17 protein-coding genes and 2 pseudogenes are annotated in these 16980 nt (G+C 40.8%); 18 read left to right on the top strand and 1 reads right to left on the bottom strand.

Annotated features, from left to right (window positions below; all coding sequences use genetic code 11):
* Positions 1-8: 8 nt before the first annotated feature.
* Complete coding sequence (locus B7692_RS08870; protein WP_084886695.1) at positions 9-767, bottom strand: amino acid ABC transporter ATP-binding protein; 759 nt, start codon at positions 765-767, stop codon at positions 9-11.
* A 176-nt stretch (positions 768-943) separates the two neighbouring features.
* On the opposite strand from B7692_RS08870, the gene recJ reads away from it, so the two are divergent.
* The 18 genes and pseudogenes from recJ (at position 944) to pepV (ending at position 16967) form a co-directional block, all read left to right on the top strand.
* The gene (gene recJ, locus B7692_RS08865) at positions 944-3169 is read left to right on the top strand and encodes a single-stranded-DNA-specific exonuclease RecJ (protein WP_192855498.1); all 2226 of its coding nucleotides are present in this window, start codon (positions 944-946) and stop codon (positions 3167-3169) included.
* 154 nt (positions 3170-3323) lie between these two features.
* Complete coding sequence (locus B7692_RS08860; RefSeq protein ID WP_084925724.1) at positions 3324-3608, top strand: DUF2695 domain-containing protein; 285 nt, start codon at positions 3324-3326, stop codon at positions 3606-3608.
* A gap of 224 nt (positions 3609-3832) precedes the next feature.
* Entirely contained in the window at positions 3833-5494 is a 1662-nt protein-coding gene (locus tag B7692_RS08855; protein ID WP_084886691.1) for a ribonuclease J, read from the top strand.
* 67 nt (positions 5495-5561) lie between these two features.
* Positions 5562-6341: an alpha/beta hydrolase gene (locus B7692_RS08850; protein ID WP_084930470.1), complete on the top strand. Its 780-nt coding sequence runs from the start codon at positions 5562-5564 to the stop codon at positions 6339-6341.
* Positions 6342-6403: 62 nt separating this feature from the next.
* Positions 6404-7105, top strand: a pseudogene (locus tag B7692_RS08845) (M57 family metalloprotease).
* A gap of 38 nt (positions 7106-7143) precedes the next feature.
* Positions 7144-8991 carry an excinuclease ABC subunit UvrC gene (uvrC, locus tag B7692_RS08840; protein ID WP_084930469.1) on the top strand — a complete coding sequence of 616 codons (1848 nt, stop codon included), beginning with the start codon at positions 7144-7146 and terminating at the stop codon, positions 8989-8991.
* A complete protein-coding gene (locus B7692_RS08835) occupies positions 8981-9826 on the top strand; it encodes a metallophosphoesterase family protein (protein ID WP_084930468.1) in 846 nt (281 codons plus the stop codon). Before uvrC ends, B7692_RS08835 begins: the two co-directional genes overlap by 11 nt.
* A gap of 152 nt (positions 9827-9978) precedes the next feature.
* A complete protein-coding gene (locus B7692_RS08830; protein WP_084930467.1) occupies positions 9979-10500 on the top strand; it encodes a hypothetical protein in 522 nt (173 codons plus the stop codon).
* Between the two features lie 296 nt (positions 10501-10796).
* Positions 10797-11189: a hypothetical protein gene (locus B7692_RS08825; RefSeq protein ID WP_084930466.1), complete on the top strand. Its 393-nt coding sequence runs from the start codon at positions 10797-10799 to the stop codon at positions 11187-11189.
* Positions 11189-11536, top strand: a complete 348-nt coding sequence (locus B7692_RS11010; protein WP_239822392.1) for a hypothetical protein — start codon at positions 11189-11191, stop codon at positions 11534-11536. The genes B7692_RS08825 and B7692_RS11010 overlap by 1 nt, the downstream gene beginning before the upstream one ends.
* Positions 11537-11645: 109 nt before the next feature.
* Positions 11646-12053 carry a hypothetical protein gene (locus tag B7692_RS08815; RefSeq protein ID WP_084930465.1) on the top strand — a complete coding sequence of 136 codons (408 nt, stop codon included), beginning with the start codon at positions 11646-11648 and terminating at the stop codon, positions 12051-12053.
* Positions 12054-12057: 4 nt separating this feature from the next.
* Complete coding sequence (locus tag B7692_RS08810) at positions 12058-12435, top strand: hypothetical protein (RefSeq protein ID WP_084930464.1); 378 nt, start codon at positions 12058-12060, stop codon at positions 12433-12435.
* A 73-nt stretch (positions 12436-12508) separates the two neighbouring features.
* On the top strand, positions 12509-12925 hold the full coding sequence (locus B7692_RS08805; RefSeq protein ID WP_239822391.1) for a hypothetical protein: 417 nt from the start codon (positions 12509-12511) through the stop codon (positions 12923-12925).
* A 66-nt stretch (positions 12926-12991) separates the two neighbouring features.
* Positions 12992-14158 carry a triacylglycerol lipase gene (locus B7692_RS08800; protein ID WP_419991801.1) on the top strand — a complete coding sequence of 389 codons (1167 nt, stop codon included), beginning with the start codon at positions 12992-12994 and terminating at the stop codon, positions 14156-14158.
* Complete coding sequence (locus B7692_RS08795; RefSeq protein WP_084930462.1) at positions 14140-14532, top strand: hypothetical protein; 393 nt, start codon at positions 14140-14142, stop codon at positions 14530-14532. Before B7692_RS08800 ends, B7692_RS08795 begins: the two co-directional genes overlap by 19 nt.
* Entirely contained in the window at positions 14513-14806 is a 294-nt protein-coding gene (locus B7692_RS08790) for a hypothetical protein (protein WP_004269862.1), read from the top strand. Before B7692_RS08795 ends, B7692_RS08790 begins: the two co-directional genes overlap by 20 nt.
* Positions 14807-14947: 141 nt before the next feature.
* A pseudogene (locus B7692_RS08785) lies at positions 14948-15553 on the top strand (nitroreductase family protein).
* Between the two features lie 13 nt (positions 15554-15566).
* The gene (gene pepV, locus B7692_RS08780) at positions 15567-16967 is read left to right on the top strand and encodes a dipeptidase PepV (protein ID WP_049486697.1); all 1401 of its coding nucleotides are present in this window, start codon (positions 15567-15569) and stop codon (positions 16965-16967) included.
* Positions 16968-16980 lie beyond the last annotated feature (13 nt).

Here is a 16980-nt window from a genome sequence, read left to right as displayed (position 1 = left end):
GCGCCTCCTTATTTGACTTTGTCACTTTCGTGGTTGATAATTTTGCTGAGGAATTGTTGGGCACGAGGTTCGCTTGGATTGTCGAAAAAGTCATCGACATCTGTCGTATCTACCAAAACTTCTCCGTCAGCCATAAAGATGATGCGATCGGCAACTTCACGAGCAAAACCCATTTCATGGGTAACGATAATCATATTCATACCATCGTGGGCCAATTTTTGCATAACTGCCAGAACATCACCGATGGTTTCAGGGTCTAGGGCAGATGTTGGTTCATCAAAGAGAAGGAGTTCTGGATGCATAGCGAGTCCACGTGCAATGGCAATCCGTTGCTTTTGTCCACCAGACAGCATAGCTGGATATGAATCTTTCTTGTCCCACATATTTACAAATTCCAGATATTTTTGGGCTGTTTTTTCAGCTTCTTTTTTATCAATTCCTAGAACTTTTATAGGTGCAAGTGTTACGTTTTCTAACACTGTTTTATGCGGATAGAGGTTAAAATGTTGGAAAACCATGCCGACTTCCTTGCGAAGAGGTACCAAATCTTTCTGGCTGGCACCAGCAACTTGGCGACCATTTACTAGAAGGCTTCCCTTGTCAACAGGCTCTAAACCATTGATGGTGCGGATAAGAGTGGATTTCCCAGAACCAGATGGTCCGAGTAGGACAACGACTTGTCCTTTTTCAAAACGGAGATTGATGTCGCGGAGTGCGTGGTAGTCTCCGTAATATTTTTCGACGTGTTCAAATTCTACTAAAGCCATAAGGAATCTCCTTTGTGTTAGATTTTATAACATGATTCTACACCAAAAGAATTGGCTTGTCAAATCATATCTGAAAAAATTCACTAAAATTTTATAAAAAAGCAATCTGGATAGAGAAAACGTCTAAATCGTGTTATAATGAAGCAAGAGAATTCTTAGAAAGAGTGGATGTCTTTTTGATAACACCTACTTATGAATGGCAGTTTGCCCCGCAGGTAGAAGATGCGGATTTTACAAAAATAGCCAAGAAGGCTGGACTGGGTCCTGAGGTGGCTCGCTTATTGTTTGAAAGAGGGGTTCAGGACCAAGAAAGTCTAAAGAAGTTTTTAGAACCTTCCTTGGAGGACTTGCATGACCCTTATCTGCTCCATGATATGGACAAGGCAGTGGCTCGGATTCGTCAGGCCATTGAAGAAGGGGAAAATATTCTCGTTTATGGAGACTATGATGCGGATGGTATGACTTCAGCTTCGATTGTGAAGGAAAGTTTGGAACAGCTTGGTGCCGAGTGCCGTGTTTACCTGCCTAATCGTTTTACTGATGGATATGGTCCCAATGCCAGTGTTTATAAATACTTTATCGAGCAAGAAGGAATTTCCTTGATAGTGACAGTGGATAATGGGGTTGCCGGTCATGAAGCCATTGAATTGGCCCAGTCTATGGGAGTAGATGTCATTGTGACTGACCACCATTCCATGCCTGAAACTCTGCCCGATGCCTATGCTATCGTTCATCCTGAGCATCCGGATGCGGACTATCCTTTCAAATATTTGGCTGGTTGTGGAGTGGCCTTCAAGCTGGCTTGTGCCCTTTTAGAAGAAGTGCAAGTGGAACTACTGGATTTGGTTGCTATCGGAACCATTGCCGATATGGTGAGTTTGACGGATGAAAATCGTATCTTGGTTCAATATGGTCTAGAAATGTTGGGGCATACTCAGCGCATAGGTCTACAAGAAATGTTGGATATGGCTGGGATTGCTGCCAACGAAGTAACAGAAGAAACGGTTGGTTTTCAGATTGCCCCTCGTTTGAATGCCTTGGGCCGCTTGGATGATCCCAATCCTGCCATTGATTTGTTGACTGGATTTGATGATGAGGAAGCGCATGAGATTGCCCTTATGATTCATCAGAAAAACGAAGAGCGCAAGGAAATCGTTCAATCTATCTATGAAGAAGCTAAGACCATGGTGGATCCTGAGAAGAAGGTCCAAGTCTTGGCTAAGGAAGGTTGGAATCCTGGGGTTCTAGGAATCGTGGCTGGTCGTTTGTTGGAAGAACTAGGGCAGACAGTCATCGTTCTCAATATAGAGGACGGTCGTGCCAAGGGTAGTGCTCGTAGTGTGGAAGCAGTGGATATTTTTGAGGCTCTGGATCCTCATCGCGACCTCTTCATCGCCTTTGGTGGCCATGCTGGTGCAGCTGGGATGACGCTGGAAGTGGAGAAACTCTCAGATTTATCTCAAGTCTTGGAAGATTATGTTCGTGAAAAAGGTGCAGATGCTGCTGGCAAGAACAAGTTAAATTTAGATGAAGAGCTGGATTTGGAGACACTTAGCTTGGAAACGGTCAAAAGTTTTGAACGTTTGGCACCTTTTGGCATGGACAATCAGAAACCTATCTTTTATATAAAGGATTTTCAGGTCGAAAGTGCCCGTACTATGGGGGCAGGCAATGCTCATCTCAAGTTGAAAATTTCCAAAGGTGAGGCGAGTTTTGAAGTGGTGGCCTTCGGACAAGGTAGATGGGCGACAGAGTTTTCTCAAACCAAGAATCTAGAGCTGGCAGTCAAATTGTCTGTCAACCAATGGAATGGCCAAACTGCCCTCCAGTTGATGATGGTGGATGCGCGTGTGGAGGGTGTTCAACTTTTTAACATCCGTGGGAAGAATGCAGTCTTGCCAGAAGGGGTTCCAGTCTTGGATTTTGCTGGAGAACTGCCCAATCTAGTAAATAGTGATGCTGTGGTTGTAAAAACCATTCCTGAGGATATTACTCAGCTGAAGACCATTTTTCAGGAGCAGAATTTTTCTGCTGTTTATTTCAAAAATGATATTGACAAGGCCTACTATCTGACGGGATATGGGACTAGAGAGCAGTTTGCAAAATTGTACAAGACTATCTACCAGTTCCCAGAGTTTGATATTCGCTACAAACTGAAGGATTTGGCTACTTATCTCAATATCCAACAAATCTTGCTGGTCAAAATGATTCAAGTATTTGAAGAGCTAGGCTTTGTGACCATCAAAGATGGTGTCATGACAGTGAATAAAGAGGCTGAAAAGCGTGATATAGCTGAGAGTCAGATTTACCAAAATCTCAAACAAACCGTCAAAGACCAAGAAATGATGGCTCTTGGAACAGTTCAGGAAATCTATGATTTCTTAATGGAAAAAAGTGAATAGAGATAGAAAGAGTTGGTTTGCTGACTCTTTTTATATTCATGAATAAGCTCCAATTGGAGTCGGTTTTGTGTTATAATGAGGAAAGAGGACTAGTTGGCAGATAAACTGGTCAGTTGGCAGATAAACTGGTCAAAGGAAATCCTAGAGGTGTCAAATGGATAAGCTGAAGAAAAAGAGATTACGAGCGGACTATAAAAAGCAAGAAAGACAAAAATTCGAAGAAAGTTTGCCCCTGTCAAGGGAGCTCTTTTTTGACTTGTTTGACTTTTTGGATGTAGAGCTTGAATATCAAGCTTGTCAAGACGATTTTTTATTAACACAAACATTTCTAGAAGAGCACAATGTGGATGTCGAAACAGTTAGAGACTTTTTAGAAACAAATGGAGCCTACTGTGACTGCGAAGTGCTATTCAATGTCGCGGAAAGATTTGAAGAGTGACAGGAAGCTAGTCAGAAAACATTCTTTTGAGGAGCTTGTAGTTCTCACTTGTTTGTGCATTTGAGAAGAGTTATTTATAGTTCTTTAACTGGAAACCTTCATTTTGAAAATCATCAAAAAAATGGTATAATAGTAGGAAAAGATTCGGCTAAAAGTAATAGTGCTTTTAGAATAAAAGGGTAAGTAACCCTATAATCAAGATAAACTAAGATTTTGGAGGAAAAATGAGTAATATTAGTTTAACAACACTTGGTGGTGTACGTGAAAATGGGAAAAATATGTACATTGCTGAAATTGGAGAGTCCATTTTTGTTTTGAATGTAGGGTTAAAATATCCCGAAAATGAACAATTAGGGGTTGATGTGGTGATTCCAAAGATGGATTACCTTTTTGAAAATAGCGACCGTATTGCTGGGGTTTTCTTGACCCACGGGCATGCGGATGCCATTGGTGCTCTGCCTTATCTCTTGACAGAGGCTAAAGTTCCTGTATTTGGGTCTGAGTTGACCATTGAGTTGGCCAAACTCTTTGTCAAAGGAAATGATGCCGTTAAGGAATTTAATGATTTCCATGTCATTGATGAGAATACGGAGATTGATTTTGGTGGAACAGTGGTTTCCTTCTTCCCTACGACTTACTCCGTTCCAGAGAGCCTGGGAATTGTCTTGAAGACAGCTGAAGGTAGCATCGTTTATACAGGTGACTTCAAATTTGACCAGACAGCTAGTGAATCCTATGCGACAGACTTCGCTCGTTTGGCAGAAATCGGTCGTGACGGCGTCCTGGCTCTCCTCAGTGATTCGGCCAATGCGGACAGCAATATTCAGGTGGCTAGTGAAAGTGAAGTTAGGGATGAAATTACCCAAACCATTGCTGACTGGGAAGGTCGTATCATCGTTGCAGCTGTTTCCAGTAACCTTTCTCGTATCCAGCAGATTTTTGATGCTGCGGATAAAACAGGTCGACGTATTGTCTTGACAGGATTTGATATTGAAAATATCGTCCGCACAGCGATTCGTCTCAAGAAGTTGTCTTTAGCCAACGAAATTCTCTTGATTAAGCCGAAAGATATGTCTCGCTTTGAAGACCATGAGTTGATTATTCTTGAGACAGGTCGTATGGGTGAACCTATCAATGGACTTCGTAAGATGTCGATTGGTCGCCATCGTTATGTAGAAATCAAGGATGGGGACCTGGTCTATATTGCTACGGCTCCGTCTATTGCTAAAGAAGCCTTCGTTGCGCGTGTGGAAAACATGATTTACCAAGCTGGAGGGGTTGTCAAACTGATCACTCAAAGCTTGCGTGTGTCAGGGCATGGAAATGCGCGTGATTTGCAGCTGATGATCAATCTCTTGCAACCCAAGTATCTCTTCCCGATTCAAGGAGAATACCGTGAGTTGGATGCCCATGCTAAGGCTGCTATGGCCGTCGGGATGCTGCCAGAACGCATTTTCATTCCTAAAAAGGGAACCAGCATGGCTTATGAGAATGGAGACTTTGTCCCAGCTGGAGCGGTTTCAGCAGGGGATGTCTTGATTGATGGAAATGCCATTGGGGATGTTGGAAATGTGGTTCTTCGTGACCGTAAGGTCTTGTCAGAGGATGGTATTTTCATCGTCGCAATTACCGTTAACCGTCGTGAGAAGAAAATTGTAGCCAAGGCTCGTGTTCACACGCGTGGATTTGTTTATCTCAAGAAGAGTCGCGATATTCTCCGTGAAAGTTCCGAATTGATTAACCAGACGGTAGAAGACTATCTTCAAGGAGATGACTTTGACTGGGCAGATCTCAAAGGGAAGGTTCGTGATAATCTTACCAAGTATCTCTTTGACCAAACCAAACGTCGTCCAGCTATTTTACCAGTAGTCATGGAAGCAAAATAATCGTTGAAATAAACAGAGAGAAAGTCGAGGTTCGGCTTTTTCTTATAGAAAAATAGAGGAAAAAATTATGGCAGTAATGAAAATCGAGTATTACTCACAAGTTTTGGATATGGAGTGGGGAGTGAATGTTCTTTATCCTGATGCCAATCGAGTGGAAGAACCAGATTGTAAAGATATTCCCGTCTTGTACCTCTTGCACGGGATGTCTGGCAATCATAATAGTTGGCTCAAGCGAACCAATGTAGAACGCCTGCTTCGAGGCACTAATCTCATCGTCGTTATGCCCAATACCAGCAATGGTTGGTACACTGATACCCAGTATGGTTTTGACTATTACACAGCTCTAGCAGAGGAATTGCCACAGGTTCTGAAACGCTTCTTCCCTAACATGACCAGTAAGCGTGAAAAAACCTTTATCGCTGGTCTTTCTATGGGAGGCTATGGCTGCTTCAAACTAGCTCTTGCAACAAATCGTTTTTCTCGTGCAGCTAGCTTTTCAGGCGCCCTTAGTTTTCAAGAGTTTTCTCCTGAAAGCCAAAACTTGGGAACACCAGCTTATTGGAGAGGTGTGTTTGGGGAGATTAAAGATTGGACAGCTAGCACCTATTCTCTAGAAAGTCTGGCTAAAAAATCGGACAAAAAGACCAAGCTTTGGGCTTGGTGTGGCGAGCAGGATTTCTTGTATGAAGCCAATAATCTAGCAGTAAAAAACCTCAAAAAACTAGGATTTGATGTGACTTATAGCCATAGCGCTGGAACTCACGAGTGGTATTATTGGGAAATACAATTGGAAAAATTTTTAGCAACCCTACCAATCGATTTCAAATTAGAAGAGAGATTGTCATAATTTAGCTTTCTTTCAGCTTATTTTAGTAAAATAGTCTTTATTTGCTAGAAAGGTGGAGGGACATGCGCTGGATTTTTCGTTTGATAGGGGCTTTCTTTTCTTTTGTGTGGCGTTTGTTCTGGTGCCTGGTTTGGATAGTTGTGCTCTTATGTGCTCTTGCTTTCGGACTTCTTTGGTATCTGAACGGGGATTTTCAAGGAGCGCTAAAGTAAGCAGAACGGTCAGTAAAAATTGGTCAACAAAGTATCGACCAATGGGAAAAAACAGGGCAACTGCCTAAGTTGAACCAGACAGATAGCCATCAACACTCTGAAGGAAGGTGGCCACAGGCTTCTGCTCGCATTTACTTGGATCCCCAGATGGATTCACGCTTTCAAGAAGCTTATGTAGAAGCAATCCAGAATTGGAATCAAACGGGTGCTTTTAACTTTGAAATCGTGACTGAGGCCAGCAAGGCAGATATTATGGCTACGGAGATGAATGACGGAGGTACTCCTGTGGCAGGAGAGGCGGAAAGTCAGACCAATCTCTTAACGGGGCAATTCTTGTCTGTCGAGGTGCGGTTGAATCACTATTATCTGTCCAATCCTAACTATGGCTATTCCTATGAGCGCATTGTCCATACGGCAGAACATGAGTTGGGTCATGCGATTGGTTTGGACCATACAGATGAGAAGTCTGTGATGCAACCTGCAGGTTCCTTTTATGGTATCCAGGAAGAGGATGTTGCAAACCTTCGAAAAATATATGAGACTACTGAGTAGGGGAATATCTTTCCCTACTTTTTTGCTATAATGGAACTATGAATAACTTGATTAAATCAAAACTAGAGCTCTTGCCGACCAGCCCTGGTTGCTACATTCACAAGGATAAAAACGGCACCATTATCTATGTAGGGAAGGCTAAAAATCTGCGTAACCGCGTGAGGTCTTATTTCCGTGGAAGTCATGATACCAAAACAGAGGCCTTGGTGTCTGAAATTGTGGATTTTGAATTTATCGTTACTGAGTCTAATATTGAGGCACTTCTCCTAGAAATCAATCTAATCAAGGAAAATAAGCCTAAATACAATATCATGCTCAAGGATGATAAGTCCTATCCTTTCATCAAGATTACCAATGAACGCTATCCTCGTTTGATTATCACCCGTCAGGTCAAGAAGGACGGCGGTCTCTACTTTGGACCTTATCCAGATGTGGGGGCAGCCAATGAAATCAAGCGGCTGCTGGATCGAATGTTCCCTTTTAGAAAGTGTACCAATCCACCGTCTAAGGTTTGCTTTTATTACCATATCGGCCAATGCATGGCCCACACTATCTGTAAGAAGGATGAGTCCTACTTCAAGTCTATGGCTCAGGAGGTTTCTGATTTCCTAAAAGGGCAGGATGACAAAATCATTGATGACCTCAAGGGCAAAATGGCAACGGCAGCCCAGTCTATGGAGTTTGAACGTGCGGCAGAATACCGTGACCTGATTCAGGCTATTGGAACGCTTCGAACCAAGCAACGGGTCATGGCTAAGGATCTCCAAAACCGCGATGTTTTTGGCTACTATGTGGAAAAGGGATGGATGTGTGTTCAGGTTTTCTTTGTTCGTCAGGGCAAGCTCATTGAGCGCGATGTCAATCTTTTTCCCTACTACAATGATCCGGATGAGGACTTCTTGACCTATGTGGGACAATTCTATCAAGAAAAATCCCACCTGGTTCCCAATGAGGTGATGATTCCGCAGGATATTGACGAAGAAGCTGTCAAGGCTTTGGTAGACACCAAGATTGTCAAGCCCCAGCGTGGAGAGAAAAAGCAACTGGTCAATTTGGCTATAAAGAATGCTCGAGTCAGTCTAGAGCAGAAGTTCAATTTGTTAGAAAAATCTGTCGAGAAGACCCAAGGAGCTATTGAAAATCTAGGACGCTTGCTTCAAATCCCAACCCCAGTCCGTATTGAGTCCTTCGATAACTCCAATATCATGGGAACCAGTCCTGTTTCAGCCATGGTGGTCTTTGTCAACGGAAAACCAAGTAAGAAGGATTACCGTAAGTACAAGATAAAAACGGTTGTCGGTCCAGATGACTATGCCAGTATGCGTGAGGTTATTCGCAGACGTTATGGTCGAGTACAGCGTGACGGTTTGACTCCTCCAGATTTGATTGTCATTGATGGGGGACAGGGTCAAGTTAATATCGCCAAGCAAGTCATCCAAGAGGAGCTGGGCTTGGATATTCCAATTGCTGGGCTTCAAAAGAACGACAAGCATCAAACCCATGAGCTGCTCTTCGGAGATCCGCTTGAGGTGGTGGAGTTATCTCGTAATTCTCAGGAATTTTTCCTTTTGCAACGCATTCAAGATGAGGTGCACCGCTTTGCCATTACTTTCCACCGCCAACTGCGCTCCAAAAATTCCTTTTCTTCACAACTGGATGGAATTGACGGTCTGGGACCTAAACGCAAGCAGAATCTCATGAAACATTTCAAGTCTCTGACTAAAATCAAGGAAGCCAGTGTGGATGAGATTGTCGAAGTTGGAGTACCGAGAGCAGTAGCAGAGGCTGTGCAAAGAAAGTTGAACCCGCAGGAAGAAGTGGAATTAGCTCAAGTGGCGGAAGAAAGAGTAGATTATCAAACAGAAGGAGATCATCATGAACCATAAAATTGCAATTTTATCAGATATTCATGGCAATGCGACGGCCTTAGAAGCAGTGATCGCAGATGCTAAAAATCAAGGAGTCAGTGAATACTGGCTTCTGGGAGATATTTTTCTTCCTGGTCCAGGCGCAAATGACTTAGTCGCCCTGCTAAAGGATCTTCCCATCACAGCCAGTGTTCGAGGCAATTGGGATGATCGTATCCTTGAGGCCTTGGATGGCGAATATGGTTTGGAACATCCGAAAGAAATCCAGTCAATGCGCATGACCCAGTTTTTGATGGAGCGAATGGATCCTGCAACGATTGTCTGGCTACGAAGCTTGCCTTTGCTGGAAAAGAAAGAAGTTGAGGGACTGCGTTTTTCTCTCACACATAATTTACCTGACAAAAACTATGGTGGAGATCTACTGGTTGGGAATGATACAGAAAAATTTGACCAACTGCTAGATGCGGAAACCGACGTGGCAGTCTATGGTCATGTTCACAAGCAATTGCTTCGTTATGGCAGTCAAGGGCAACAAATCATCAATCCAGGGTCGATTGGCATGCCCTATTTTAATTGGGAGGCGTTAAAAAATCACCGTGCCCAGTATGCCGTGATAGAAGTTGAAGATGGGGAATTGGTAAATATCCTATTTCGTAAAGTCGCTTATGATTATGAAGCGGAGTTAGAATTGGCCAAGTCCAAGGGGCTTCCCTTTATCGAAATGTATGAAGAGCTACGAAGAGAAGACAACTATCAGGGGCACAATCTGGAACTCTTAGCCAGCTTAATAGAAAAGCATGGGTATGTAGAGGATGTGAAGAAATTTTTTGATTTTTTACAAAGTGAGAAATAAAGCCGGTAGCTCTTATTTTGAAGTGAGGTTTGTAGTAGAATTTCTTAGAAAAGAGTCAGATGATAAGGAAGAAAAGGTGGCTTAGCTAAAATTTGACATTGAAATTATTTTGTTATAGAATGGGCTTAATTCTTAATAAAAAGGAGAACATTATGAAGAAAATTATTACAGCCAGTATGGCTCTTTTATCTGTTGTTGTTTTAGCAGCATGTGCAGGGAAAACAACGTCTGATTCTTCGACTAAAAATGCAAGCTCTGTAGAGAAAACTTCTTCAGAGACCTCATCAACAACGTCAAGTTCAAAGACAGAAAATAATGAGGTTGTTTTGATCACTGATGAAGAAATTGAGAATGCTAAAACTGTTGGAGAAGTGAAGAACGTCTTTGGCAAATTAGTCGACAATTATAAAAAGTATGCAGTTGAAATTGGGGAGAAAATTCCAGATAGTGGAAAAGAAGCATATAACGCCCAAGTTGAACCAGCGATTAAGTCTATGGAGACTGTAAGAGAGTCATTTAACGAAAGTCTTTCAAGTATTGGTTCTGATGATACAGTAGTGCCTGAACAAACTCGTACTCTATTTGTTCAACAGTTGAAAACTGGACGTGACACAATGAAGAAAGCGCTGGAGTCGGCTTATAAAGCACTTGCTCCCTATGCATCTGGTCAATAGTATAAGATAGTAGGTGTTCGATCGCCTGCTTTTTGATTGCTTTAAATCCAAAGAATACCTACTTAAATAGCTTAGAATAAATAGCAGAGTGTTTGAAAGAAGTATTAACTCTACGAAAAATATCTGTAAGCTCTTTCAAATTATGGTAGAATGGAAGCAGTAGAATTAGAAAAGGAAATCGCGAGTGAACTATGCTAATCTTGAATTCAATGCACAAGACCAGAGCGACTATTGGTCCTATACTATAAGGTAATTGAGGCTAGTTGCTTTATAGAATAATATAAGGAGGTATGTCTATGAATAAGCGTAAAAAATGGGGTATTATTGCTTTAGTAATCTGTATTATAGGAGGAATCGTGATGTTTAGTTTGAATCAACAAAAAGAAAAAACATTGGAAGAGAAAATTAGAATTGAACAGGATAGGATGGCGTTGTACTTAGTTAATCATTATGAGGGAATCAATGAAATAGAATTTAATGATGTAGAAAATAATGCTACAACAGGTTCAAGAACTGCGTTATTAACTCTAAATAAAGAACTTGAAATGGAAATTACTTTCTTTAAATTTAATGATAAAACTGACAATTATGTAATTAGTTGGAATAAAAGATTAAATTTACAAGAAAAAAATGAAATCACTAATCAACAAACAATAGATAATATTAAAGTGAAATATTGGAGCAAGTGATGAAAATAACAGATAAAAATTATAATGATATTGTCGATGGAGTTTATAATGTTGATGCAGGAAAAGTAAAACGACCTTGGAGAGACGATAAGATTTTTAAATCAGATGGACAAACTTTTCGAGTTCTTAGTACAAAAGCCAACACCTCTAACGGTATGCAAGCGATGGCAGTTGCTCCTGTGGATAAAAATGGGAATGTGGATTATAGCCATGTAGTGATTGCCTATGCAGGGACGAATAAAGATGACATAAAGGATCTTGATACGGATGTACAGTCTTTAGGGCTTGGGAGGGATAAACTACAGTCTCGTTCAGGACTAAATTCTGCGAAAGTAGTAGATTCTTAGTTTGTGACAGCTTTGAATTATGTCAATGTTAATTAAAAAAGCCATTTATGTATACTATAAGGTAATTCAGACCAAGTTGCTTTATAGAATAATATAAGGAGGTGTGTTAATGAATAGGCACAAAAAATGGGGTATTATTGCTTTAGTAATTTGTATCATAGGAGGGATTATCATGTTTAGTTTGAATCAACAAAAAGAAAAAACGATGGAAGAAAAAATGAGAATTGAACAGGATAGGGTAGCAAAGTTTTTAGTAAGTAACTATGATTTAGCTGATGGACAAAAGATTAAGAGAGTGGAGTTTGTTGAATTTCAAAAAAATGAAAGTACGGGGAGTTGGAGGATTACTGCTAAAGTAAATGGTCAATATGATATATCTGTCAAAATAGATTCTCTAAATGAGAATGAGAAAATAAGAAGTTCCAATTATTCACCGACAGACTTCACAAAGAGAGAACACAAAGAAGAAGCTGGATATGATATAGCAGTAAAAATTATTTACTTAGGGGAGAGATAACTATATGATTACAGAAGAAGATTACAGATATATAGTAGACGATGTTTATGATGTTGACTCTGGTAAGGTTAGTAATCCTATTCAGGAGGGACGATTAGTTGGGAACGATCGGTTTAAAGTAATCTCTAATCCTATAGACAACACTTCCAACGGTATGCAGGCGATGGCGGTTGCTCCTGTGGATAAAAATAGGAATGTGGATTATAGCCATGTAGTGATTGCTTATGCAGGGACGAATAAAGATGACATAAAGGATCTTGATACGGATGTACAGTCTTTAGGGCTTGGGAGGGATAAACTACAGTCTCGTTCAGGACTAAATTCTGCGAAAGTAGTAGATTCTCAGTTTGTGACAGCTTTGAATTATGCCAATGTTAAGTAAAAAAGCCATTTATGTTATACTATAAGGTAATTGAGGCTAGTTGTTTTATAGAATAATATAAGGAGGTGTGTTAATGAATAAGCGTAAAAAATGGGGTATTATTGCTTTAGTAATCTGTATTATAGGAGGAATCGTGATGTTTAGTTTAAATCATCCAAATGGTAAAAATTTTGAGAATAAATTAACTTTGACAAAAACGCAACAGGATAATGTGGTAAAGTGGATAGCAAGAAATTATGATTTTAATAAAATTAAATTTAATAAATTTAACAAAGATAAAAAAACAGGTTCATATCATTTATTGTTTGAATTAGATGACGAGTATCATACAGGACTGACTACTCGAGAAATAGATGAATTTAACGACGAAGAAAAATCTGTAGTCCTTGGTCCGATTGAAAAATTTAGAGCGATTGAAAAAAATCATGTGATAGCAGAGAAGGAAAATGTTTCTATAGATAATATACAAGTACAATACTTGGGAGAATAATAAAAGGTGAAAGTAAAAGAAGAACAATATAATTGGATAGCAGAGCAAGTGTACTGGGTTGATAAATTGAAGACTGACAAGGATTATACACCTGAGGCAAATAAAACATATCCATTTAATCCCAAAAAGAGAGATTTAGGGAATTTTAAAGTTGTAGAAGTAAAAGACAACACCTCCAATGGTATGCAGGCGATGGCGGTTGCTCCTGTGGATAAAAATGGGAATGTGGATTATAGTCATGTAGTGATTGCTTATGCTGGGACGAATAGAGACGATCGGCTTGACATCCAAACAGATATCCAATCAATAGGATTTGGTGATAGACGGATGTTGTCGGATTCGAAAACAAAGACATTTAGAAAATCTCAATTTCAAACGGCTCTGAGTTTTGCGGAAGAAATTGAAAAAACTTATCCCTCTGCTAAAATCACAACTGCGGGGCATTCGCTTGGAGAGTCTCTGGCTATGTATGTCGCTTTGAAGCGAGGTTATGCCAATGTTGGGTATAACGGACCAGATATTCATAACTTGATTTCGAAAGAAGAAATCAAGTACATGCAAGAACATCCAGAACAATTTCGCAATTACCGTCATAAGTATGATTTTATTGGCAATATTATGGGAAATACGACTCAAACAGCTATCTATCCTGCAAAAGATAACTGGGGTGACAAGTTAGAATATCATAACTTGTCCCAGTGGCGATTTGATGAGAATGGCCAGTTAGTTGATTTGAACGGAAAACGTGTCACAGATTTCAAAGTAACGGCGCTAGCAGAAGCAACAGCGGGTATGTACCGCTACCAAAAAATCAAAAGCTACCTCTCGGCAGATGGTTTGTCAAGCAAGGAAGAAATATATTTGGATAGCTTGCAGGGGATGGCTCTAGGGGAAGGAATGGCTAATGCGGCTCGAGCTGGTGCAGACGACGTCAAGCACCTTCAAGAGGAGGTGGTGTCAAAAGCACAAGAACTATGGAATCAGCTTGACTTTAGTAGTTTCCGATACCTGAGTTATGATGAAGTCCTATCGACTTTTGCGTCTGCGGGTGTGACTCAGGCTACGATTGTCGGTTCAGTTGAGCAAGATTTTGAGCAAATGAATCAAAAAGCTGAAAAACTAGCCACAGAGTTTGATACCCTTAACCAACAGATTATCCAAGTCATTGAGAATAAACTAGCTACAGATAAGGAATTGGCAGGAGAATTTAGAAAATGGAACAGTCGGATTTAGTCTTCCAAAAGTTAAAAGCAAAAGAAAAAGAGTATCATGATTTGGAAGATGAGTATCTAAAGCAGAAAGCAACTTTTACAAATCAACGCAACGAACTCTATGAACGTCGAGACCGCCTTGCCCGAATCGTAGAAGATGAAGCTGGTAAGATGACTGCTTTTCTTCAAAAAGGACAATATAGTTACCAAGATGGAGAACAGTTTTATAGGAGTTTACAACAATTGATGGAGGATTCTCAGTTTGCGTGCAGGCGTAGAGAAGATGAATTGCAGTATCAAGAGGATTTGTTAAACAGAGATTATCGTAAAAAGCAAGATGAGTTAGAACAGACAATCGGAGATTTAAGGAGGTCATATGCTCGCGCCATTAAATGAATATTATACAGATGAAGAATATGAATTTGCTTTACGTCAGATGTATCGTATGATGGAGAGGAACAGAATCTATACAATGGCGACAGTAATCCTAAAGGAAAAAAATTCTTTGCAAACAGATTATAAAGAAAAAGTGAGAGAAAGTGCGGAGGAGACAAAAGTCGCTATTGGGAAAATAAAATCACAGATGGATACGGCTATAAAAGGTCAGGTAAAGAAAAAGTTGGAAGAAGTGACAACGGAGAAGCTATCTCAGTATGATTCCATTTGCTAATTTTATAGTGAGTAACTAGAATAATTGCTACAAACTGCATAGAGCAGTTTTTTTGCTATTACTTTTCCTATGAAAAATCCCTGCAAGCTCTTTCAAAATATGGTAAAATGGAAGCAGTAGAATTAGAAAAGGAAATCGATTATGAAATTTCTTGAATTAAATAAAAAACGTCATGCGACCAAGCATTTCACTGATAAGCCAGTGGATCCCAAAGATGTGCGTACGGCTATCGAAATTGCAACCTTGGCTCCAAGTGCCCACAACAGCCAGCCTTAGAAATTTGTGGTGGTACGTGAGAAAAATGCCGAACTGGCAAAATTGGCTTACGGTTCCAACTTTGAGCAGGTATCATCAGCGCCTGTAACCATTGCCCTGTTTACGGATACAGACCTTGCCAAACGTGCTCGTAAGATTGCCCGAGTTGGTGGTGCTAACAATTTCTCAGAAGAACAACTTCAATACTTCATGAAAAATTTGCCAGCTGAATTTGCACGCTACAATGAACAACAAGTCAGCGACTACCTAGCCCTCAATGCAGGTTTGGTTGCTATGAACTTGGTTTTGGCTCTTACAGATCAGGGAATCGGATCAAATCTGATTCTTGGTTTTGACAAATCAAAAGTCAACGAAGTTTTGGAAATCGAAGACCGCTTCCGCCCAGAACTCTTGATTACAGTGGGTTATACAGACGAAAAATTGGAACCAAGCTACCGCTTGCCAGTAGATGAAATCATTGAGAAAAGATAGAAAGAAGAAAGAAATGACAACAATTGATTTTACAGCAGAAGTAGAAAAACGCAAAGAAGACCTCTTGGCTGACTTGTTTAGCCTTTTGGAAATCAACTCAGAACGTGATGACAGCAAGGTTGATGCTGAACATCCATTTGGGCCTGGTCCAGTAAAGGCCTTGGAAAAATTCCTTGAAATAGCAGATCGTGATGGCTATCCAACTAAGAATGTCGATAACTATGCAGGACATTTTGAGTTTGGTGATGGAGAAGAAGTTCTCGGAATCTTTGCCCATATGGATGTGGTTCCTGCTGGTAGCGGTTGGGATACAGATCCTTATACACCGACTATCAAAGACGGTCGTCTTTATGCGCGTGGGGCTTCGGACGACAAGGGGCCTACAACAGCTTGTTACTATGGTTTGAAAATCATCAAAGAATTGGGCCTTCCAACTTCTAAAAAAGTTCGCTTCATCGTTGGAACTGATGAAGAATCAGGCTGGGCGGACATGGACTACTACTTTGAGCACGTAGGTCTTGCCAAACCAGACTTCGGTTTCTCTCCAGACGCTGAGTTCCCTATCATCAATGGTGAAAAAGGAAACATCACAGAATACCTCCACTTTGCAGGAGAAAATACAGGTGCAGCCCGTCTTCACAGCTTTACAGGTGGTTTGCGTGAAAATATGGTACCAGAATCAGCAACAGCAGTTATTTCAGGTGACTTGGCTGACTTGCAAGCTAAACTAGATGCCTTTGTTGCAGAACACAAACTTAGAGGAGAACTCCAAGAAGAAAACGGTCAGTACAAGGTGACGATCATTGGTAAATCAGCCCACGGTGCTATGCCTGCTTCAGGTGTCAATGGTGCGACTTACCTAGCCCTCTTCCTTAGCCAGTTTGACTTTGCTGGTCCAGCCAAAGACTACCTTGACATCGCTGGTAAGATTCTCTTGAACGACCATGAGGGTGAAAATCTCAAGATTGCTCATGTGGATGAAAAGATGGGTGCCCTTTCTATGAATGCTGGTGTTTTCCGCTTTGACGAAACAAGCGCTGATAATACCATTGCCCTTAACATCCGCTATCCAAAAGGAACAAGTCCAGAGCAAATCAAGTCAATCCTTGAAAACTTGCCAGTTGCTTCTGTTAGCCTTTCTGAGCACGGTCATACCCCTCACTATGTGCCAATGGAAGATCCACTTGTGCAAACCTTGTTGAATGTTTATGAAAAACAAACTGGTCTTAAAGGTCACGAGCAAGTCATCGGTGGTGGAACCTTTGGTCGCTTACTCGAACGCGGTGTTGCCTATGGTGCCATGTTCCCAGACTCAATTGATACCATGCACCAAGCCAATGAATTTATCGCCTTGGATGATCTCTTCAGAGCAGCAGCCATCTATGCTGAAGCTATTTACGAATTGATCAAATAAAACGATAGAAGTC

Source organism: Streptococcus mitis (assembly GCF_002096925.1).
Taxonomy (GTDB): domain Bacteria; phylum Bacillota; class Bacilli; order Lactobacillales; family Streptococcaceae; genus Streptococcus; species Streptococcus mitis_AF.
The sequence above is the reverse complement of the archived record's forward strand: the minus strand, read 5'-3'. Positions and strand labels throughout refer to the sequence as shown.